Source organism: Candidatus Pantoea formicae, assembly GCF_011752625.1.
GTDB lineage: Bacteria > Pseudomonadota > Gammaproteobacteria > Enterobacterales > Enterobacteriaceae > Pantoea > Pantoea formicae.
The window spans coordinates 149,997-171,406 of record NZ_VWXD01000002.1 but is presented as its reverse complement, the minus strand read 5'-3'; the positions used below and the strand labels follow the sequence as shown (position 1 = coordinate 171,406).

Genomic DNA, 21,410 nt, shown 5'->3' with positions numbered 1-21,410 from the left:
CAAACTGAAGCGACAGTGCCGCTAATGGATGCGCGATGCATGGCGCCGCTAACCCTTCTCATTACGTTTTCAGGGGCTGTTTGCGCTGCGGTTTGCCTGAAAAAAGAAAACGCAGCAGTGGGATGCGCAAATGAATCTCATACAACGCAAAGGCCACGGCGAACACCATTGCTAAACCGACAAAGAAGCCAAGCGTATCGCTATTGATGTGCGGCATGACGTAAATACCGTACAAAATGGTCAATGGGTGATGTACCAGATAGATAAACAGTGAGGCATTGACCAGATACATGATGCGTGGTGAGTGGCTATTAAGCAGCTTGTGGCCCACGCTGAAGCACAGATTCAGCATGCAAAGCCCCATCAAGGTCGAAACGATGGCATCGATCTCATACAACCAACCATCACCGCTACTGAAGCGCTGATTCAGCGTGTAGGCAGCAAACACGAAGATGGCACCAAAACACATCACCGGGTTGAAGCGCACAAACAACGCTTTAAGCGCCTGATGTTTCCAGGCGAGTGCGCCGAGCATGAAGAAGGGTAGGAAGGTCAGGGTTTGCATCACGGCGACGCTAAACAGACCATCGGCAAACACATTGGGTACTGTGTAAAACAGCGCGCGGCGCAACAGACACCACAACAGGGCATAGACCATAAAGGCCAACGTGAGTTTTCCCCAGCCAACTTGCTGATAATCAATGCGGCGCTGTTGTTTTCGCAACCAGCGGAAGGTCAGCATACCTAAAGCGGTTAAGATCACCAGGACCAGTAGAAACCACAGGTGAGAAATCAATTCCCACGCCAGGGTGTTGTACTTGTCGTAGAGGGAAAAGCTGTTCCAGTCACCCACTTTATCCGTCAGGTTTTTCAGCATAAAAAACTGCGGCAGGGTGATGAGTGGAATGGCTGTCAGTAAGGGGATCCCGACGCGCTCCATGCGCACCTTCAACCAGCGCTGTGGTTGATAGCGCAGGTATAGCATGTAGGAAAAATAACCCGAAATAACGAAAAAGACCTGCATGCGAAAGGCGTGGATAAAATCATTGAACACCGTCAGCCACATCGAGGCTTCCTGACTGTTCACCGCCCAGCGTTGCGTGGAGTAAATCAAAGAGACGTGAAAAGGTACGCCTAATAACATCAAATATGCTCGAATAGAGTCGAGAAAATATTCACGTTCGGGTTTTGCTGAACTCATAAGCTTCCAATTTGTCAGTTTACCTGCTGGTTTCGCCCTGAAACCAGATTATGCTGGATGAAAATTCTACCTGCTGTAAACAGCGTATACTATCAGGTGATTCTGTATCTTAACCTGAAGGGTTTAATTATCCGAAAAGCACACTTTCAGCTTACAAATCAGCGGAACAATCTTGTGCATATGCTGTCGGAAAACCGAATAATCCTTTAAGATAAACAGGTTTGATCTAAGCACACGAAAGGGGGGGATGTGCTAAATAAAGTGAATAATAAAGTAGGACTGGTAAAAATGCGCTGGGTAGGCGCGGCAGTTCTGCTGGCGTTGTACGCCAACAACAGTTGGGCGTTCAACATTGATGATGTAGCAAAACAAGCCAAGGCGTTGGCCGGAAAAGGTTATGAAGCGCCGAAGAGCAATTTACCCTCTCAGTTTCGTGATATGAAGTTTGCGGATTATCAGCAGATTCAGTTTAACCACGACAAAGCCTATTGGGGCAAACTGCGCACGCCGTTTAAGCTCGAGTTCTACCATCAGGGCATGTATTTCGATACCCCGGTAAAAATTAATGAAGTCACTGCGTCATCAGTAAGTGAAATCAAATATAACCCTGATTATTTCAACTTCGGTAACGTGAAACACGATGCTGATGCGGTTAAAAATCTTGGCTTTGCTGGTTTTAAAGTCCTCTATCCGTTAAATAAAAAGGGTAAAGACGACGAGATTGCAAGCTTCCTTGGTGCCAGTTACTTCCGCGTGATTGGTGAGGGTCAGGTCTACGGCCTGTCAGCACGTGGCTTGGCTATCGATACTGCGCTGCCTTCAGGTGAAGAGTTCCCGCGCTTTAAAGAGTTCTGGATTGAACGTCCAAAACCGCAGGATAAACAGCTGGTGATCTACGCGCTGTTGGACTCGCCGCGCGCAGCAGGAGCTTATCGCTTCATTATCAAGCCAGGCAAAGAGTCCACGGTGGATGTGCAGTCGAAGGTATATCTGCGTGATAACGTCGGCAAATTGGGTGTCGCACCCCTGACCAGTATGTTCCTGTTTGGTGCTAACCAGCCATCACCGGTGACCAATTTCCGCAATGAGTTGCATGACTCAAACGGTTTGTCGATTCACGCGGGGAACGGTGAGTGGATCTGGCGTCCATTGAACAACCCGAAACATCTGGCGGTGAGTACGTTCACCATCGAAAATCCTAAAGGCTTCGGTCTGCTGCAACGTGGCCGTGACTTTAGCCACTATCAGGATCTGGACGACCGCTATGACCTGCGTCCAAGTGGCTGGGTTGAGCCGTTGGGTGACTGGGGCAAAGGCCGCGTCGAACTGGTTGAAATCCCCACGGCGGATGAAACCAACGACAATATCGTTGCCTTCTGGACGCCAGAAAAACTGGCTGAACCAGGCAAAGAGATGAACTTCCAGTATCGCCTGCACTTCACGCGTGATGAAAACCTGCTGCATCAAGATGATGTGGCTTGGGTGAAAAACACCCTGCGTTCTGCCGGTGATGTGAAACAGTCTAATCTGGTGCGTCAGCCAGACGGCTCAATTGCCTTCACCATCGACTTTGTGGGGAAAGCCATGAGCAAGTTGCCGGATAACACGCAAGTTGCGCCGCAGGTCAGTGTTGGTAATAACGCCGATGTCGTTGAGCAGAGTGTTCGCTACAACCCGGTGACCAAAGGCTGGCGTCTGGTGTTGCGTCTGCGCGTGAAGGACAACAAGCAGCCGACCGAGATGCGTGCGGCGCTAGTAAGCGGCGACAAGACATTGACGGAAACCTGGAGCTATCAGTTACCTGCCAATGAATAAATCGACATTTTTACCTCAATCTTATGTGGAAGCTCTGCCGCTTGATGCGGCAGGGCGTGCCCGCCTGAGTGATTCGCTGCAACATGCTCAGGCGTTCCACGCTATTCATTCGTCGCTGGGGCAAGATATCGCTGCCAGCGATCGCCCGGATGATGCACCGCTGAAATCGGTGTCATCTCGTGTGCAAATGGCCTGGCCAGATTCACTGGCTGAGGGTCAGCAACTCAGTAAAGATTATCTCGACCGCACCACACTGAAGGCAATGCCGAAAGTGAAGCGCTCGCTGATGTTCCCGGAAGTGTGGCGCACCAACCCGATTGCGCGCGCCTGGGATTCACTGCGTGGTCAGAAATCCACTCCCCGTTATGCGACGGCGGAGGAGCAAAAGACGGAAGACAAATGGCGTCATGTCGGTTCAATGCGCCGTTATGTGTTGTTGATCCTGACGCTGTTGCAGACGGTCATCGCCACCTGGTACATGAAAACCATTCTACCCTATCAGGGCTGGACGCTGCTCGATCCTATCGAGCTGTTTAACCAGAACTGGTTGCAGTCGGTTGAGCTGATTCTGCCGTACATTTTGCAAACCGGGATTTTGTTCCTGTTTGCGATTCTGTTCTGCTGGGTATCCGCCGGTTTCTGGACCGCTTTGATGGGCTTCCTGCAGTTGCTGATTGGACGGGATAAATACAGCATTTCGTACTCGACCACCGGTGACGAGCCGCTCAACCCTGAGCACCGTACGGCGTTGATCATGCCAATTTGTAATGAAGACGTCGAACGCGTGTTCGCCGGTCTTCGTGCAACCTGGGAATCAGTGAAGCGTACCGGTAATGCAGAGCACTTCGATGTTTATATCTTGAGCGACAGCTACGATGCGGATATCGCCATCGCTGAGCAGAAAGCCTGGATGGAGCTGGTGCGTGATGTCGGCGGCGCAGGTAAAATTTTCTATCGCCGCCGTCGCCGTCGTGTGAAGCGTAAAAGCGGAAACATTGATGACTTCTGCCGTCGCTGGGGCAGCAACTACAGCTATATGGTGGTGCTGGATGCGGACAGCGTGATGAGCGGTGAGTGTCTCACTGGCTTGGTGCGCATGATGGAAGCTAACCCGAACGCCGGTATTATTCAGTCGTCACCTAAAGCGTCGGGTATGGATACGCTGTATGCCCGCTGCCAGCAGTTCGCTACGCGCGTTTATGGTCCGCTGTTTACCGCCGGTCTGCACTTCTGGCAGTTAGGGGAGTCGCACTACTGGGGCCATAACGCCATCATCCGTGTTCAACCCTTCATCGAGCACTGTGCCTTGGCACCATTGCCGGGTGAGGGCTCCTTTGCCGGTTCGATCCTGTCGCATGACTTCGTTGAAGCCGCGCTGATGCGTCGTGCAGGTTGGGGTGTCTGGATCGCCTACGATCTGCCGGGCTCGTATGAAGAGTTGCCGCCGAACTTGCTGGATGAGCTGAAGCGTGACCGTCGTTGGTGCCACGGTAACCTGATGAACTTCCGTCTGTTCCTGGTGAAAGGTATGCACCCGGTGCACCGTGCGGTGTTCCTGACTGGCGTGATGTCTTATCTGTCTGCACCTTTATGGTTTATGTTCCTGGCGCTGTCTACTGCCTTGCAGGTGGTACATACGCTCATGGAGCCAACCTACTTCCTGCAACCGCGCCAGTTGTTCCCGGTGTGGCCGCAGTGGCGTCCCGATTTAGCGATTGCGCTATTCTCTACCACTTTGGTGCTCCTGTTCTTGCCGAAGCTGCTGAGCGTGGTGCTGATTTGGTGCAAAGGTGCGAAAGCCTACGGTGGGGCAATACGTCTGTTCTGCTCTCTGATCCTCGAAATGCTGTTCTCGGTGCTGCTGGCGCCGGTGCGTATGCTGTTCCACACCGTGTTCGTGGTCAGTGCTTTCTTGGGTTGGGAAGTGGTCTGGAATTCGCCGCAGCGTGATGATGATGCGACCCCTTGGGGCGAAGCCTTCCGCCGTCATGGTTCACAGATGCTGCTCGGCGTGGTGTGGGCTGTGGGCATGGGCGTATTGGATCTCAACTTCCTGTGGTGGCTGGCACCGATCGTGTTCTCACTGATTCTGTCGCCGTTTGTGTCGGTGATGTCCAGCCGCGCAACTGTGGGACAGAAGAGTAAGAACGCGAAGCTATTCCTGATCCCGGAAGAGTATGATCCGCCGAAGGAACTGATTGATACCGATAACTATCTGCAACTCAACCGCGAGCGCGCGCTGAAGAATGGCTTTATGCATGCACTCTTCAACCCCGCGTTTAACGCATTGGCGACTGCGATGGCAACGTCACGTCACAAGCAGAGCACCTTGCTTGATCATGCCCGCGATCGTCGTGTCGATCAGGCGCTGAGCGATGCGCCTGAAAAGCTGAACCGCGAACAACGCTTGCAGTTGATCAGCGACCCGGTGGTGCTGGCGCGCGTGCATTCACGGCTCTGGGAGAGTGCGGATAAATACCATCAGTGGGTGGAGAGCTATCAAAAGTTGAAACTCAACCCTGAAGCGCTGCCTCAGCGTTAAGATGGGAACATAAAAGCGGCTGAAATGCCGCTTTTTTATTGCCGTTGGATACCTGAGTAGAGGGGCTTAAGGTGCATGATAATGGATGCCACTACGCAATCTTTACGCTTTAGGGTGTGGTTATTAGCGTGCGTCAACGGTTAAAATGGCGCCAGTTCATTGTGAGTAAATGTTGTGAATGATTTCCTGAAATTAACCGCGCTCAGCGCCGCCATCCTGCTGCTAAGCGGGTGTGGCAGTATCATTAGCCGCACCATTCCTGGCCAAGGGCACGGCAGTCAATATTACCCTGGGGTGCAATGGGATGTGCGAGAGGGTCCCTGGCGCGTATTGACCATCCTTGATCTGCCCCTGTCGCTGGTGATGGACACGCTGTTGTTACCGGTTGATGCCCATCATGGTCCCTACGAATAATATTTACGCCCAGTTGTCTGAAGGGCTGTCATCATCTTCCCACTCTTCCGCTGCGGCTTCACCTTCTTCGAGGTCGCGCGGTGGTTCTAGTTGGAATTCACCTTCATCCCATTCGTGCAAGGTATTCTCTGTTTGCCACTCTTGACGCAGTTCCACCTCGTCAAAATCACCGTCAAATACGGCCTGAGCCGCTTGACCGCTGTAAATAGGCAGGCATTCACCCTGATCATCCTCACCGGCAAAAAATTCGGCCTGCCACATAATATCGCCATCCTGCATCACGTACTTTTGCAGGGCGAACTGGCTGATGCTGGTATCGTCTTCATCAGTATCGGGTTGGCTGGCAAGAAACTCTTCACGTGCTGCGTCAATGGCTTCTTCAAGGGTGCTGTAAAGGCTCATCATGAACTCCATGTCTGTTGAAAGGGGATTTCTCAGAAGGATAGACGAAAAATGGCGGAGTGGAGGGCAGGATGGAAATAACGGCGGGCGATTGAGTGAGTCTCAATCGCCCAGCCGGTTTAGATCATCTTTTGCGGGAAATGCAGTACAGGACGTACAGACTCGCGAATAATAGGGGCAGAGTAACGAATGCAGCATTTAATACAGGGTTTCACCTTTTTAAAATTAATTCGCGCGGTCGATAAGGCCTGATTTAAATTATAGAGTGTACCGATAAATACCATGTCCTCCTTTACGGGTAGTCGCTTACACTCTTTCCGATGCAAGAGGTGATATCCCTCTGGATCGGTACTGATCGTGACATAATAATAGATGCCTTTATTCATATTATGAGTTCCTGCGAGATATTTGCTGTGTGTAATCTTTTTATATTTTTAGAAGGGCAGTTATTGAACTAACTGTCACGGTTGAAACTAACTGGAATCGATTTCGTGAACAAATTCCAGAATGATATAACGATATTGCTAGTCTGATTGAAAAGGCATATACGGCCAAAGCCCTAAGACAAAACCTTGTTAAGTAAGTTAATTTTATTGGATTGATAAGCGAAGCCAAAGCATTCAGCAATATTAAATAGGAATAGGCCTGGAATTGCTCAAATTCAGATCCGTGCGGGTGTATTTCAATCGGTAAATGATGCTGATGCGGTGAGAAGAGAATTCAATGAGATGCGCCATTTTCTGTTCACATTTTGTTAACAAGGGTTAAGGTTCTGCATTGTCCTTTATGGTTATTGATGCTTTTTCTCGTTTGTATTGGATCTGTCTTAACCCATGGCCCAAATTCAGGCTGGTCCAGTTTTCACAAATTTAGCCGGATATCATCGTGGCGTAAGCCAAATTTAACCAGGAATGGATGGAGCACATAATGTGCTCCATGTCACATTAATACAGAGATGGTTGACCTTCGGGGCGAGTTTTAAAACGGCGGTGCAGCCACATGTACTGTTCTGGCGCCAGCAGTACGGACTCTTCTACGACTTTGTTCATTACAATGGCCGTATCAAGTTCATTTTCCAGGGAAAATTTATCGCGAATGTCGGGCATCATTTTTAATTCATAGCCGCGAGCATTGGGTAAACGACGTGCGAGGAAAGGGATCACACTGGGGTTACCCAGGCGAATGAGCATATGGGTACCGGTTGTGGTCGCGGCATTGGGTACGGCAAAGAAGGGTGCGAAGACACTGCTGCGCGGACCGTAATCATGGTCCGGTGCGTACCAGATAATATCGTTATTCTTCATGGCTCGAATCATGCCTTTAAGGTCTTTACGATCGAGCATGCTTTTATTGGAGCGCATTCTTCCCCAGGTCTGTAGCCAGTCAATCAGCTTGTTATCATTTGGGCGATAAACACCAATACCCGGATTGTGCATGCCAAACACGCGCGCGCCCAACTCAAGGGTCAGAAAATGCATGCCAATCAACAGAATGCCACGTTTCTCAGCCAGAGCATTAGCAACGTGTTCAAGCCCGGTGGTCGCGACCCATTTTTGAATGCGCCAGTCCGGCCAGAACCACGCCATACCGGTCTCGATCAGTCCCATGCCTACGGATTCGAAATTATGCTTCACCATTGCCTCACGTTCGCTGGTTGGCATATCAGGAAAACACAGCTCAAGATTACGTTCTGCGACCTCCACACGGCGTTTCAAGAAGCGCATCGCAATCCGGCCTAAACCGCAACCAATGGCATGCAATAGAGGGTAGGGGAGCAATACCAGCAGGTAGAGAAAACCGATGCCAATCCAGGTTAACCAGTAGCGTGGATGAAGAAGCTCACGAGAAAATTGGGGAAGTTGAGTCATTGAAATGTCAGTATCCTGCGTCTTGTGCCAGAGAGTCCGGTTTCTGTTATTTGCCGCGATTATGCCATTTTTTCTTGCTGACTGAAATCAAGCATAGCGTGCGCTTGGGCTGTCGGCAGCAGGTTTACGCATTAAAATGCAATAGGGGCAGAGAAATGCGCCCGAAATCACGACCTAAAGGATAATGCCACCAAAGGCTTTGCTTCAGGTTGAATTCAGGTATCATGTGCGCGCTAAATTTCTCTGATTGCTAACAGGAAGAACACCATGCCAGTGTTACACAACCTTGTTTCCAATAAAGAGCTGAAAGAACGTATGTTGGCGGAAACTGAACCACGTACCACAGTCTCTTTTTATAAGTATTTCCACATTGCCGATCCCAAAGCCTTTCGTGACGCCCTGTATGTTGAGCTGACTAAGCTCAAAGTGTTTGGCCGCGTCTACGTGGCTAATGAAGGGATCAACGCGCAAATCAGCGTCCCGGCCAGCCAATATGAAAACATGAAGGCTGCGTTGTATGCATTTGATCCGGCGCTTAACAATCTGCGTATGAACATTGCGCTGGATGACGACGGTAAATCTTTCTGGGTCTTGCGTCTTAAAGTGCGTGAACGCATTGTGGCAGATGGGATTGAAGATAATAGCTTTGATGCCAGTGATGTCGGTGCTTATTTAAAAGCCTCTGACGTCAATGCCTTGCTCGACGACCCAGAAGTTGTCTTTGTCGATATGCGCAATCACTACGAATTCGAAGTGGGTCATTTCGATAACGCGATTGAAGTCCCCGCGGACACCTTCCGCGATCAGCTGCCGATGGCAGTGGACATGCTGCAGGATCAGAAAGACAAAAAAATTGTCATGTACTGCACCGGCGGCATTCGCTGTGAAAAAGCCAGTGCTTGGATGAAACACAACGGTTTCAGCGATGTTTCTCACATTGAAGGCGGGATTATTGAATATACCCGTCGTGCGCGCGAACAGGGATTACCTGTTCGTTTCAAAGGCAAAAACTTTGTCTTTGATGAGCGTATGGGGGAGCGAATTTCTGATGATATTCTTTCCAGCTGCCACCAGTGCGGTGTCCCATGTGATAGCCATACCAACTGCGTCAATGATGGATGCCATCTGCTGTTCATCCAGTGCCCAAATTGCGCAGAGAAATACCATAACTGCTGTAGCCCCATCTGCATGGAAGAGTCGAAACTGACACCGGAAGAGCAGCGCGCTCGTCGTGCGGGTCGAGAAAATGGCAATAAAGTGTTCAACAAATCTCGCGGATTATTGAACATGACCATGGCCATCCCAGTGCCTGAGAAGAAGTAATACCGTTGGCAGTCTGAAGCACCCTGCTTCAGACTGCCTTTGTTCTACTGACGAACACCTTCGACGGAAATAATTAATTCTGCTGTTTGCGAAGCCGGCCCTAAATCTTTACTGATATTAAATTCTTTCAGCACGATGTTGCCACTCGCCTCAAAGCCTGCACGATAACCTCCCCAAGGATCTTTGCCTTCACCCAGTAATTTGGCATCCAGCGTAATCGGTTTAGTCACACCGTTGAGCGTGAGATCGCCGGTAATCTTGTACTCCTTGCCCTCTTTTTTAACGGCGGTGGAAGTGAAGGTGGCTTGTGGGAATTTAGCGCTATTTAAGAAGTCAGCGCTGCGAATATGTTTATCTCGCTCTGCATGGTTAGTGTCGAGACTGGCGGTATTCAGGGTTACGCTCACTTTATCTGCAGCTGGATTGGCCTCATCAAAGGTGAAAGTACCGTCAAAGTCTTTAAAGGTGCCGTATAACCAGCTGTAGCCCAGATGCTGGATGCGGAACTGGACAAAGGCGTGCTGGCCTTCTTTATCAAACTTATAGTCTGCGGCATTGGCCATCACACTGGCGCTGAGCACGCTGACGGCGCCGAGCGCCAGTAAGGTTTTCTTTAACATATTACTTTTCCTTTTCAGAGGTTAACGGGATGCGGTAACCCAACATCCTTTTCAATGTCACATCACGATCAATAAAATGGTGTTTCAACGCGGCAAGCGCATGCAGGGCCGAAAGCAGCACCAACCCCCAGGCCAGCCATAAATGGACGTCACCCGCCAGGTCAGCTTGCGTACCCGCACCACTCAACAAGGCGGGCACGCTGAACCAGCCGAAAACGGAGACGGGTTTACCATCGGCTGTGGAGATGAGATAGCCACTTAACAGCAGAACCAGTAGCAGGCCATACAGCAGCCAGTGTGCTAAAGAGGCGGCGCGACGAACCTGTGGTGAGTAATGTGCCAGTGGAGCAGGAGGCGGCGAGATCACGCGCCAACTTAGCCGCAGCAGGAGGGCGGCAAATAATAAGATGCCGATGCCTTTATGTATTTCCGGCGCGCTGCGATACCAGCCATCGTAATAACCTAAGCCTACCATCCATAAACCCAACGCAAACATGCCGTAAATGGCTAACGCCATCAACCAATGCAATAAAAGGGAGAATAGACCGAAGTGTTGAGTGGAATTACGCCACATGATTGTTAACCAGAGCATGAAATAAGTAGCAATGAGCATCCACATTTTGAAATGTGAAAGCAATCAGGCTTACTTTTCTATAAATTCCGAAAAGACATTCGGAATAAATGAGTAATTATTTCAATCTTGAGCAAGATTATTGAATGCTGAGGGTTATTGGAGAGGGAGATAATGATTAAAAAATCAATTGCTACACCAAATGCGGCAACGGCTGTTTTAAAACTTCATGAAATATGAATTAACGTCAATGTATGTCAATCAGGCTGGCGCGACGGTGCGCCAGCCCGTCGATATTCATCAGTTAAAGCGCGCGAGTGAGAATGGCGTGAGGTCAAATGAGAAAGGTTTGTCTTGAGCAAACTCGCTCGCGAGTTCACCCAACACGCTGGCAAATTTGAATCCGTGGCCGCTTAAGCCAGTGATGATCAAACGATTCGGCTCACCCGGTAGCGTATCGATAATGAAATCCTCATCCGGCGTATTGTCGTAGCTACAAGCTTCACCGTGCAAACACACGCCGACGCCTGGCAGGAACTGGCGCAGAAAACTGAATGCCTCACTGCCATCCGCCGCTATGCTGCCAAAAGGTTTACGGTCTTCAGGTTTTTGCATCAGCTGGCCGCCATCATGGCGTCCTACTTTCAATGCATTGTTATCCGCTGGGAAGCCATAGAAATGCGTGCCATCCGGCATCTCCACGGTGAACCCCGGAAATTGGTTATTTTCACTGTAACGTCCATCGGCCTGATACCAGGCAAATACTTTACGTACAGGGGTGACAGGTAAACCTTGTACCAGCTGACTGACCCAGGTGCCTGCGCTGACCAGCAGCTTACGTGCGCGGAACACGCCATCACGCGTAGTGACCTGCTGCAGGTCGCCGTCGCGGCTAATTTCACTCACGGGGCAATTAAACAGCTGCGCGCAACCGGCTTGTTCAGCCAACTGTATCCAGCTGCGAACTGCCTGTTCACATTTAAGGAAACCGGAGTTCGGCTCAAATACGCCGATGTATCCATCGGGCACGCCAACTTGTGGCCAGCGCTTACGTACCTCGTCAGCCTGCAACACTTTCACATCCAGCTTGAAGGCTTTAGCGCTGTCGATGACATTCTGAATAAAGGTTGAGGTCAGTGGCGCGAGATTGAGGATGCCGCTGCGGTGCATAATACGCTCACCGCTCTGACGCTCCAGATCATCCCATAAGGCTTGGGCACGCAGCACCAGAGGCACGTAACGTTCACCTTCGCCGTAAGCGTGGCGAATCAGGCGCGTTTCACCATGGTGTGTGCCCTGGCTGTGTGGGGGATGGGCGCTATCAATCATCAATACCGATAAGCCAGCTTGGGTCGCATAGAAACCGGCGGCTGCGCCAACCGACCCGCTGCCCACCACAATCAGATCATAAACCATAACCACATCACTCCTGCAAACGGCGAATTTTTTCAACAGCATACCAAAAGAGAGCGCCCATGAAAAAGGCACCCGATTGGGTGCCCTTTCACGCGAAGATAAGAATTAATGCTTTTGATTATCGCGTAGGTATTGCTCTGTGGACTCTATTTTTGCAATGCCAGCTTCGAGTATCGAGATGAACTGTCTGGCTACATCGGTAGTCAGCCAGTAGGTGGGGCCCACGTCAGCTTCTTCTTCTTTCTGATCCTGCGATGATAGCGAGTGCAGGCGGATCATCATGGCGTCATAACTGTCTACGGTGCTGATGTCCCATCCAACCAACGGATGCGTCTGGATGACGTCTTTATTTCTGTCCATTATAACCTCCATATTACTCGTTAAACGAAGTGCTTCTTGAGGTTCAATGCGGCTTTTCTTGCACTAGCGGGACAATTATAACATGAAACAGGCGGTACAATAGTTAAAAAGTGGGTGTTATAAAACAGTTCTAAAATAAATGCGTTTAGAATGCTATTTTTGACGAATAATAGCATGCCCGATGCACTGGGCATTTATTGGATTATCTAAAGAACATCTACAACAGCGTTATCGGCGCGCATCATGTGGAACTTTAGCGCGCGTTAAGGGTTTAAAACGCTGCCCACTCAGGCGTGAGGATCGGCGGGTAACGGACCATTACGCTTCTGAATTTCCTCGGCCAACCGGGTAAAATGCTGCTGTAACTGTGCGTCGTGGTTCTGGTTTTGCGCTTCAAGTGACAAATTATGCACCAGCAGTTGGCTGGCACGATCGTCAAGACAGAACGTTAAACTGGCAAAAGCATTTTCCAGTACGGTTAAGCGACGCTGCTGTTCGGCAATTAATGCCAGCAACTCACCAAACGTCATCGCCTCTTCTGGTTTCTCAGTAGTCATGTAAATCATCTCCTGTCAGCATGACGAGGCAAGAATAGGGGATCGGTTAATCAGAGTCTAGATGCAGCAACTTTATCTGGCGAGGGGGAAATAAAAACAAAAAAGCCGGGTGGCGAAACCCGGCAAAAACGGCACAGTGGCAGTTAATCAGTAATAAACCAGTCGTCTGCACTTTCCCACGTTTCTTGTAAAATATCGCTGATGCGCTCGCGCGTCTCTTTACCGCCGCCAAATACGCTGAGCTGATTACCGCCCGCATAGCGGACTTTGACATGGTGATCGTCATCAGCGAATTCAAGAGAAATACGACGGGTGAGTTCGGCGCTCAGTGCATCTAACGCACCTGCGGGAAGGGGCTGGGTTTTCGCTACGGTAATTTCAACACGCATAAAAGCCTCCGGGATAATATACTGTTTATTTGTACAGTATAATTATCCCAAAGGCAAGCAGCGCAAAATTATTCTTTGATACGCCAGTTCAGTGTTTCACCTGCAAGGAAAGGCACCAGCGTGTCATCGGCGACCTCGATGGTCTCTTGCACCGTCCAGGGCTCACGGACTAAGGTCAGCGTGCCTTCGTTAAGCGGCAGACCATAGAAATTAGGTCCATTTTCTGAACAGAATGCTTCGAAGTGCTCGAGCGCTTGCAGATCTTCAAACACGGTGGCGTAAGCCGGTAGCGAGGTTGGCGCATTAAAGACACCGGCACAACCACAGCTGGCTTCTTTCAGATGGCGCAGGTGCGGCGCAGTATCAGTGCCGAGGAATACGCGACGGTTGCCACTGGCGACCAGTTTACGCAGTGCCTCCTGATGGATATTGCGCTTCAAAATCGGCAGGCAGTAAAGATGAGGACGCACGCCGCCCACCAGCATGTGGTTGCGGTTAAACATCAGATGCTGAGGCGTAATCGTCGCCCCTAACAAATTGTTGCCAGCGGCGACGTATTCCGCGGCTTCTTTGGTGGTGATGTGTTCCATGACCACTTTCAGGCCCGGGAACTGCTGGCGTAACGGCTTCAGCACGGTTTCAATAAAACGCGCTTCACGATCAAAAATATCGATATGCGAATCGGTCACTTCACCATGTACCAGCATCGGCATACCGATTTGCTGCATCCGCTCCAGCACCTTGGCGATGGAAGCGATATTGGTGACACCGTGGCTTGAGTTCGTGGTGGCATGTGCGGGATAGAGCTTAGCGGCAGTGAAAATGCCGCTGCGGAAGCCGCGTTCGATCTCATCGGGATCCAATGAATCGGTGAGATAGCAGGTCATCAGCGGCGTAAAGGCGTGCTCAGCGGGCAGCGCGGCCATAATGCGTTCGCGATAAGCTATCGCGGCATCGACGCTGGTCACCGGTGGAACCAGGTTTGGCATGACAATCGCACGTGCATTCACCGCGCTGGTGTAAGGCAATACGGCATTGAGCATCGCGCCATCGCGCAGATGGATATGCCAGTCATCAGGGCGGCGAATCGTGATTTGCTGAGGTTGGGCTGTCATTCAAAAGGCTCCGGCTAAGAAAAAACGAAAGGGCACGTTTAGGCCGGGGAGTAATCATAAGGGTGTGAGCAACCGTTTGCACGGGATTTTATTCGGGGAAATGAAAACCGCACCCGGAGGTGCGGTTGCAGAGGTTAATCCGTAAACGGAATGACCAGTTCTCCTGGTTTAACCTCAATACCTTTAGCCAATTTTTTCGCCAGCGCTTCCCCTTTGCTGCGGTCGTCACTCAGCACATAAGCGGGTTTTTCGTTGAAGTAACGCTTCAACGATTCATTTAAATAGGGTGTCAGCGTTTTCATGATGGATGCCATCTTCTCTGGCTGCACTTGCGCATCAACGATCTCCAGATCGTGCAGATAAATGGCGCCTTCTTGCGCATTGAATACGGGTTGTGCTTTCATCTTCAACTGCATTTCCGCCTGCTGCGGACCAAACAGCGAACTGACATTAATGTTGGCTTTGCCAGACAGGGTAATCTTGCCGGGTTCTTCACGGCCGATTTGGCTGTTTAGATCGCTCAGCACAATGTGTGCATTCACCAGCCCGGAAACACCGATGTCTTTTTCGAAGTTATTGCGCTTCTGCAGCGCCTGATTGACTTCCTGCTCGCTGATGGTGTACTGCGTCAATTGGTTACAGCCGCTCAATAACACGGCTAAAAACAGGGCCAGCAGCCCAGAGATCGCCTTTTTCATATTTCCTCATCCTGAACGATACGGCAAAACAGCCATAGCCTGCCTGAAAGCGTGCCAGGTGTCACCAGGAGAGGGATGAGAAACGCCGCAGCGTTTCTCAAGGCACAGCACTAAGCTGCGATGGAAGAGAGCAGATTAATCTGCGTTTGCTTCGCCATGTTGTCCCGGTAATCGGCAACGCGACTCGGCCAATCAATACCGGCGACCAGCGTGAGCGAGCGCAGTAAAGGAAACAAATTAATATCATCTTCTGACAATTCACCGTTCACCGCATTGGGTTTGACGATGAGCTTGTCGAGTTGGCGCAGGTCATCACTGATATTTTTGATCAGTCCCGGTGCGTGTTTACGTAGCTCGGTGAAATCGCCAATGCTGGCCTGCTTTTTATCGCGGAAGTAGTTGCGTGCTTCCGGTGTGGCGAACTCGGCAAACGAAGCCTCCGCAATGCGTGGGATCAGTAGCTTGTTCACATAACCATTCACACGCCGCAGCCATTCGCTAATGGCAGGATTGTTTTTGCCATTGAGCAAAGGTTCACGGTCTTGTTTATCCACCAATCGGACGATATCCATGCTCTCTGGCATGGCACTACCATCGGCTTTTTGCAGAATGGGCGCCATTTTCTGACCAATGAGTTTTTTGGGCATCTGCTCATCGTCATTGAGCATGACAATCAATTCCACTGGCAGATTTTTTAACCCGAAAATCATGCGCGCTTTGACGCAGAAAGGGCAGTGATCGTAGATGTAAAGTTTCATCCCGTTTCTCCTTTGATGCAAAGGGTGACAGTAGTCACCCTTTTTCCGGACGTGCGGGAAGTATGGAAGAGATTGTCTGAAGGGGCAAACTAGCTGCTGAAGATGACCGGTGCGACGGGCCGCGGTTGAAATTGCCACCACAATGCCAGCAAGGTGAACATGCCGATGCTGCTTAGCAGCATCCAAGGCAGTTCCGGTAGCGCCATCTGTTGCCCGATATCAAACATCCAGCCGCCACCGGAGTAGCCAATCAAGCCGCCAATGGCCAGCCCTAATTTGCTGAAGCCCATATAACTACCGCGAGCACGAGAACTGGCCAGTGAAGCGCTGAGTGTCTCACGTGCGGGTTCCGCAATGATCGAACCGAGATAAAACACGCCGATGAGCATGAACAACGAGGGAAGTGAATCCGTCATGCCGACCGGGAGCAGGCTAAAGGTCATCAGGAATAGACCGGCCATCAGGCGCGTTTCCAGCCGAAAACGCTTTTCGCTCCAGCGCGCAATCGGATAGAGCAGACTCAGGGAGAGCATGGCTTCAATGGCGTACATCCATTTTACGGCGGCTGGCGATCCCGCGACTTGGTTCACCATCACCGGCAGCATCAGCATGACTTGTACCGCCAAAATAAAGTAGCCGGTGAGCGTCAAAACATAGAGGCGAAAGCGCTTATCTTGCCAGACACGCTGCAAGCCCTCGCGCATGGCAATGCGTTCAGTTGAGATACGCCACGCGGGTAGCCAGACGGCATTAAAGATTGCTGCGGTAACAAACACCCCTGCGCCCACCCAGCAGACCAAACGGAAGTCCCATGCCAGTAACCAACTGCCAACCAGCGCTCCGAGCACCGCGCCCGCACTGTCCTGCATCATTAACAGCGAGAAAAAACGGCCGCGTTCGCGTTCGCGCACCAGTTTAACCACCATGGCACTGCGTGGAGGATCAAATAACGTGCCGCCAAGGCCGGAGAGCACACAGGCTAACCACAGCAGCCAAGGCTGATGTGCTAAGGCCATACAAGCGAACCCGGCCGCGCGCATTAACATCCCGGTGACGATAAGGGGGCGAGCACCAAAGCGATCGGCAATGGCCCCGCCAAAGATGCCGAATCCCTGCTGGACAAACTGGCGCAATCCCAGCGCAATACCCACCATTAATGCCGCCCAACCGAGCTGTTCAACAAAATGAATGGAGATTAGCGGGAAAACGACGAAGAAACCCAACACGACCAGCATGTTATCGACTAATAAAAATGTTTTACCAAGGCGTCGTGCCCGCGCAACCCGAGACATGCTTTATCCTGAGCAAGAGAGTGGAATAAGAGACCGTTTGGTCTATTTTCTGCCTGCTCAGGCGGGAAACATAGTTTTATCAGGATGATATTTTTTAATCGAATGCGCAGAAAATTTAATCCTGAATCAGGAACAATGACGTTGCCTGCTTGCGAGGGTTTTACCGCAGCGAAGGGGACGGTTATAGTGAGAAGTATCGCCGCTGGCGTACATCTTTCTTAAAGTTATGGATTTCAGGAGTCATGATGTTTGGCTATCGTTCTGCTGGCCCACGCGTGCGCCTCACTACCGATCGTTTGGTGGTCCGTTTAGTACACGAACGTGATGCCTGGCGATTGGCTGATTACTACGCTGAGAATCGCGCTTTTCTCAAGCCTTGGGAGCCGGTGCGCGATGAGAGTCACTGCTACCCCTCCGGTTGGCAAGCGCGTCTTGGCTTGATAGCCGATATGCATAAACAGGGATCGGCTTACTATTTTGTGTTGATGGACCAGGAAGAGCGTGAGGTGCGCGGAGTCGCCAACTTCAGCAATGTGTTGCGCGGTTCCTTTCACGCCTGCTATCTCGGTTATTCACTGGGTGAAAAGTGGCAAGGGCAGGGCATGATGTTTGAAGCACTGCAGTCCGCCATTCGCTATATGCAGCGTCAGCAACGTATTCATCGCATCATGGCAAACTATATGCCACACAATCAGCGCAGTGGTGATCTGCTCGCTCGCCTTGGTTTTGAGAAAGAAGGTTACGCAAAAGACTATCTGCTCATTGATGGTCGCTGGCAGGACCACGTGCTGACTGCCCTGACCTGGCGCGAGTGGACCCCGGATCGTCGTTGAACATAATAAGGACTGAGAAATGAAGATGGCACTTTCTGCGCAAGCGCTGCGCGTTATCGGCTGCCTGCTGGAGAAGCAGGTCACCACCCCAGACCAGTATCCACTTTCACTGAATGGCGTTGTCACTGCCTGCAATCAAAAATCCAATCGTGAACCGGTGATGAATCTCAGTGAAACGGAGGTGCAATCGCAGCTGGATGAGTTAGTAAAAAAACATCTCGCCACCTCTAATAGCGGCTTTGGGCAGCGTGTCAGTAAATACGAACAGCGCTTCTGCAACTCAGCGTTTGGCAACCTGCAACTCAACAGTGCAGAAGTGGCGGTATTAACGCTGCTGTTTTTGCGCGGCGCTCAGACGCCAGGTGAGCTGCGTACTCGCAGTGGGCGCCTGCATGAGTTTAGCGATATGAGTGAAGTTGAACAGACGCTAAGTGGTTTGATCACGCGTGATGATGGTCCAATGGTAGTGCGACTGTCGCGCGAGCCGGGCAAGCGGGAAAGCCGCTATATGCATCTGTTTGGTGGCGAAGTAACAGAAGATGCCACCGAGAACCTCATTACGGCAGACAATGAAGATCTGGCTACGCGCGTGGCGCAGTTAGAAGCGCGTGTCGCCCAGTTGGAAAAATTACTGCAACAGGAGCACTGATATGACGTTACGTATTGGTATCGTGGGGCTGGGGGGGATCGCACAAAAAGCGTGGCTACCGGTGTTGTCGCAAGCCACTGATTGGCAATTAGCGGGCGCTTTTTCACCGAGTCAGGCGAAAGCACAACCTATTTGCGACAGCTACCGCATTCCCTATTTTAACCAACTGGATGCGCTGGCTGCTGCCAGCGATGCAGTATTTGTCCATAGCAGCACCGCCAGCCATTTTGAGGTAGTACAAGCGCTATTGCTCGCGGGGAAAGACGTCTGTGTCGATAAACCGCTGGCTGAAACGCTGCAACAGGCGGAGTCGCTGGTGGCCTTAGCGGAAAAGCGCAAACGTAAGTTGATGGTGGCATTTAACCGCCGCTTCGCGCCGCGTTATCAACAACTGAAGGCCGAGATGCCACGCGCCGCCTCATTGCGAATCGAAAAACATCGCGCCGACAGTGTTGGCCCGCACGATCTCCGTTTTACGCTGCTGGATGACTACTTGCATGTGGTGGATACCGCGCTATGGCTGGCGGGCGGCAAACTCACGCGAGAGCAGGGTCACATTGAAACCAACGATGAGGGTGCCATGCTCTTTGCTGAGCACCATTTCTCGGCGGGTTCGCTGCAAATCACCACCAGTATGCACCGTCGCGCCGGGACGCAGCGTGAGGTTGTCAGAGCTATCTGTGACGGTGATTATATTGAAATTAATGAAATGCGCGATTGGCAGCAAGAGAATACCCAGGGCTTGCGCTGTGAAGCCTCCCCCTCATGGCAAAGCCATCTCACGCAGCGCGGTTTCAGCGGTGCAGCCCATCATTTTATTCAGTGTGTTCAAAATCAGACGATACCTGAAACCAGTGGTGAGCAGGCGCTAGCGGCGCAGCGTCTGGTGGAGAAATTGTGGCGCGATGCCGAACAGGAATAACCCCTTGTAACACTCAATGCTGGTCATTTCCTACCGTGTCAGTAGACTATCGCCGGGCATCACAGGATGCTCGCGCTAAGTTGCTCATTTATCCGATACTTTTCAGGATGCGCCACTCATTATGAATTTGTTGAAATCGCTGGCGGCAGTCAGTTCGATGACGCTGTTTTCTCGCGTGCTGGGCTTTGCCCGTGATGCCATTGTGGCTCGTGTATTTGGTGCCGGTATGGCCACCGATGCCTTCTTCGTGGCCTTTAAGCTGCCTAATTTGCTGCGACGCATCTTCGCGGAAGGCGCCTTTTCTCAGGCGTTTGTTCCCATTCTGGCTGAATACAAAAGCAAGCAGGGCGAAGACGCGACGCGCGTATTCGTTGCCTATGTGTCCGGTTTGCTGACATTGGTATTGGCGGTGGTCACGGTCTTGGGGATGGTAGCCGCACCTTGGGTGATTATTGTGACCGCCCCCGGCTTTGCCGACACGGCGGATAAGTTTGCGCTGACCAGTTCGCTGCTGCGCGTAACCTTCCCTTATATCCTGCTGATCTCGCTGGCGTCTCTGGCCGGCGCGATACTCAATACCTGGAACCGCTTCTCGGTACCTGCCTTTGCACCTACGTTACTGAACATCAGCATGATTGGTTTTGCGGTGTTTGCGGCACCGCACTTCCACCCTCCGGTGATGGCGCTGGCTTGGGCGGTGGTGGTGGGCGGTGTGTTGCAGCTGTTCTATCAACTGCCACATCTGAAGAAAATTGGCATGTTGGTGCTGCCACGCGTCAATCTGCGCGATGCAGGCGTCTGGCGTGTGATGCGTCAGATGGGGCCGGCGATTCTTGGCGTATCGGTGAGTCAGATATCGTTGATCATCAACACGATTTTTGCCTCATTCCTCGTATCCGGTTCGGTGTCATGGATGTACTACGCGGATCGTCTGATGGAGTTCCCGTCCGGTGTGTTAGGCGTGGCCTTAGGCACGATTTTGTTGCCATCCTTAGCGAAGAGTTTTTCCAGCGGCAACCATGCTGAGTACTCGCGCTTAATGGACTGGGGCCTTCGCCTGTGCTTCCTGCTGGCGCTGCCGAGTGCCGTGGCTTTAGGCATTCTTTCTGGCCCGCTCACGGTAGCCCTGTTCCAGTACGGTAAGTTCACTGCCTTTGACGCTGCAATGACGCAACGTGCACTGGTGGCGTATTCCGTCGGATTGATGGGCCTGATCGTGGTGAAAGTGCTGGCTCCGGGCTTCTATTCTCGTCAGGACATTAAAACGCCGGTCAAAATCGCCATTGTCACCTTAATCATGACGCAGCTGATGAACCTGGCCTTTATTGGCCCGCTTAAACATGCTGGCCTGTCGCTTTCAATCGGTTTGGCAGCCTGTCTCAATGCCGCACTGCTTTACTGGCAACTGCGTAAACAGGATATCTTCCAGCCACAACCCGGCTGGATGAGTTTTCTGGTGCGTTTGTTGATCGCGGTGGTGGTGATGGCGGCAGCGCTATTAGGGATCTTGCATGTCATGCCCGCTTGGGAAGAGGGGCAGATGTGGTGGCGTTTGGTGCGTTTGGCGGCGGTGTGCGCCATCGGCGGCGGGGCCTACTTCGTGATGCTCGGTTTACTCGGCTTCCGACCTAAAGATTTCGCCCGCCGTACGCTGGCATAAAAAAT

22 protein-coding genes are annotated in these 21,410 nt (G+C 51.4%); 8 read left to right on the top strand and 14 right to left on the bottom strand.

Annotated features, from left to right (window positions below):
• Positions 1-61: 61 nt before the first annotated feature.
• Positions 62-1,201 (bottom strand): glucans biosynthesis protein MdoC, encoded by a 1,140-nt coding sequence (mdoC, locus tag F3J38_RS05460; RefSeq protein ID WP_167135860.1) that lies wholly within the window; start codon positions 1,199-1,201, stop codon positions 62-64.
• Between the two features lie 279 nt (positions 1,202-1,480).
• On the opposite strand from mdoC, the gene F3J38_RS05455 reads away from it, so the two are divergent.
• From F3J38_RS05455 to F3J38_RS05445, 3 genes are all read left to right on the top strand, one after another.
• Positions 1,481-3,016, top strand: a complete 1,536-nt coding sequence (locus F3J38_RS05455) for a glucan biosynthesis protein G (RefSeq protein ID WP_205298165.1) — start codon at positions 1,481-1,483, stop codon at positions 3,014-3,016.
• Positions 3,009-5,558 carry a glucans biosynthesis glucosyltransferase MdoH gene (gene mdoH, locus F3J38_RS05450; protein WP_167135856.1) on the top strand — a complete coding sequence of 850 codons (2,550 nt, stop codon included), beginning with the start codon at positions 3,009-3,011 and terminating at the stop codon, positions 5,556-5,558. The genes F3J38_RS05455 and mdoH overlap by 8 nt, the downstream gene beginning before the upstream one ends.
• Positions 5,559-5,732: 174 nt before the next feature.
• Entirely contained in the window at positions 5,733-5,972 is a 240-nt protein-coding gene (locus tag F3J38_RS05445; RefSeq protein ID WP_167135854.1) for a YceK/YidQ family lipoprotein, read from the top strand.
• 3 nt (positions 5,973-5,975) lie between these two features.
• Here F3J38_RS05445 and F3J38_RS05440 read toward each other — a convergent pair whose 3' ends face one another.
• The 3 genes from F3J38_RS05440 to F3J38_RS05435 all read right to left on the bottom strand — a co-directional run bounded on the left by F3J38_RS05440 (position 5,976) and on the right by F3J38_RS05435 (position 8,242).
• Positions 5,976-6,374 (bottom strand): MysB family protein, encoded by a 399-nt coding sequence (locus F3J38_RS05440; protein ID WP_167137055.1) that lies wholly within the window; start codon positions 6,372-6,374, stop codon positions 5,976-5,978.
• Between the two features lie 119 nt (positions 6,375-6,493).
• Positions 6,494-6,760 (bottom strand): hypothetical protein, encoded by a 267-nt coding sequence (locus tag F3J38_RS28075; RefSeq protein ID WP_084935275.1) that lies wholly within the window; start codon positions 6,758-6,760, stop codon positions 6,494-6,496.
• Between the two features lie 558 nt (positions 6,761-7,318).
• Positions 7,319-8,242 carry a Kdo(2)-lipid IV(A) acyltransferase gene (locus F3J38_RS05435; RefSeq protein WP_167135852.1) on the bottom strand — a complete coding sequence of 308 codons (924 nt, stop codon included), beginning with the start codon at positions 8,240-8,242 and terminating at the stop codon, positions 7,319-7,321.
• A gap of 267 nt (positions 8,243-8,509) precedes the next feature.
• On the opposite strand from F3J38_RS05435, the gene trhO reads away from it, so the two are divergent.
• Entirely contained in the window at positions 8,510-9,565 is a 1,056-nt protein-coding gene (gene trhO, locus F3J38_RS05430; protein WP_167135850.1) for an oxygen-dependent tRNA uridine(34) hydroxylase TrhO, read from the top strand.
• Positions 9,566-9,609: 44 nt separating this feature from the next.
• On the opposite strand, the gene F3J38_RS05425 is transcribed toward trhO, so the two are convergent.
• The 10 genes from F3J38_RS05425 to mdtH form a co-directional block, all read right to left on the bottom strand.
• The gene (locus F3J38_RS05425) at positions 9,610-10,185 is read right to left on the bottom strand and encodes a YceI family protein (RefSeq protein WP_167135848.1); all 576 of its coding nucleotides are present in this window, start codon (positions 10,183-10,185) and stop codon (positions 9,610-9,612) included.
• Position 10,186: 1 nt separating this feature from the next.
• Positions 10,187-10,762 carry a cytochrome b gene (locus tag F3J38_RS05420; RefSeq protein WP_369410991.1) on the bottom strand — a complete coding sequence of 192 codons (576 nt, stop codon included), beginning with the start codon at positions 10,760-10,762 and terminating at the stop codon, positions 10,187-10,189.
• A gap of 294 nt (positions 10,763-11,056) precedes the next feature.
• Positions 11,057-12,172, bottom strand: a complete 1,116-nt coding sequence (solA, locus tag F3J38_RS05415) for an N-methyl-L-tryptophan oxidase (protein WP_167135844.1) — start codon at positions 12,170-12,172, stop codon at positions 11,057-11,059.
• Between the two features lie 105 nt (positions 12,173-12,277).
• Positions 12,278-12,532: a biofilm formation regulator BssS gene (gene bssS / locus F3J38_RS05410; RefSeq protein ID WP_013508627.1), complete on the bottom strand. Its 255-nt coding sequence runs from the start codon at positions 12,530-12,532 to the stop codon at positions 12,278-12,280.
• A 287-nt stretch (positions 12,533-12,819) separates the two neighbouring features.
• Positions 12,820-13,089 (bottom strand): hypothetical protein, encoded by a 270-nt coding sequence (locus tag F3J38_RS05405; RefSeq protein WP_167135842.1) that lies wholly within the window; start codon positions 13,087-13,089, stop codon positions 12,820-12,822.
• 143 nt (positions 13,090-13,232) lie between these two features.
• Positions 13,233-13,478 carry a DNA damage-inducible protein I gene (dinI, locus tag F3J38_RS05400; RefSeq protein ID WP_167135841.1) on the bottom strand — a complete coding sequence of 82 codons (246 nt, stop codon included), beginning with the start codon at positions 13,476-13,478 and terminating at the stop codon, positions 13,233-13,235.
• Between the two features lie 68 nt (positions 13,479-13,546).
• A complete protein-coding gene (pyrC, locus tag F3J38_RS05395) occupies positions 13,547-14,593 on the bottom strand; it encodes a dihydroorotase (protein ID WP_167135839.1) in 1,047 nt (348 codons plus the stop codon).
• Between the two features lie 134 nt (positions 14,594-14,727).
• Positions 14,728-15,291: a lipoprotein gene (locus F3J38_RS05390; protein WP_167135837.1), complete on the bottom strand. Its 564-nt coding sequence runs from the start codon at positions 15,289-15,291 to the stop codon at positions 14,728-14,730.
• Positions 15,292-15,401: 110 nt separating this feature from the next.
• Positions 15,402-16,049: a glutaredoxin 2 gene (gene grxB, locus F3J38_RS05385; RefSeq protein WP_167135835.1), complete on the bottom strand. Its 648-nt coding sequence runs from the start codon at positions 16,047-16,049 to the stop codon at positions 15,402-15,404.
• An 89-nt stretch (positions 16,050-16,138) separates the two neighbouring features.
• Positions 16,139-17,341, bottom strand: coding sequence for a multidrug efflux MFS transporter MdtH (gene mdtH / locus F3J38_RS05380; protein WP_167135833.1), 1,203 nt, complete (start codon positions 17,339-17,341; stop codon positions 16,139-16,141).
• A gap of 245 nt (positions 17,342-17,586) precedes the next feature.
• Between mdtH and rimJ the strand changes: the two genes are divergently transcribed.
• The 4 genes from rimJ to murJ all read left to right on the top strand — a co-directional run bounded on the left by rimJ (position 17,587) and on the right by murJ (position 21,405).
• Positions 17,587-18,174, top strand: a complete 588-nt coding sequence (gene rimJ, locus F3J38_RS05375; protein ID WP_167137052.1) for a ribosomal protein S5-alanine N-acetyltransferase — start codon at positions 17,587-17,589, stop codon at positions 18,172-18,174.
• 19 nt (positions 18,175-18,193) lie between these two features.
• Positions 18,194-18,823: a DUF480 domain-containing protein gene (locus F3J38_RS05370; protein ID WP_167135832.1), complete on the top strand. Its 630-nt coding sequence runs from the start codon at positions 18,194-18,196 to the stop codon at positions 18,821-18,823.
• A gap of 1 nt (position 18,824) precedes the next feature.
• Positions 18,825-19,745 carry a Gfo/Idh/MocA family protein gene (locus F3J38_RS05365; protein ID WP_167135831.1) on the top strand — a complete coding sequence of 307 codons (921 nt, stop codon included), beginning with the start codon at positions 18,825-18,827 and terminating at the stop codon, positions 19,743-19,745.
• Between the two features lie 121 nt (positions 19,746-19,866).
• On the top strand, positions 19,867-21,405 hold the full coding sequence (gene murJ / locus F3J38_RS05360; RefSeq protein WP_167135830.1) for a murein biosynthesis integral membrane protein MurJ: 1,539 nt from the start codon (positions 19,867-19,869) through the stop codon (positions 21,403-21,405).
• Positions 21,406-21,410 lie beyond the last annotated feature (5 nt).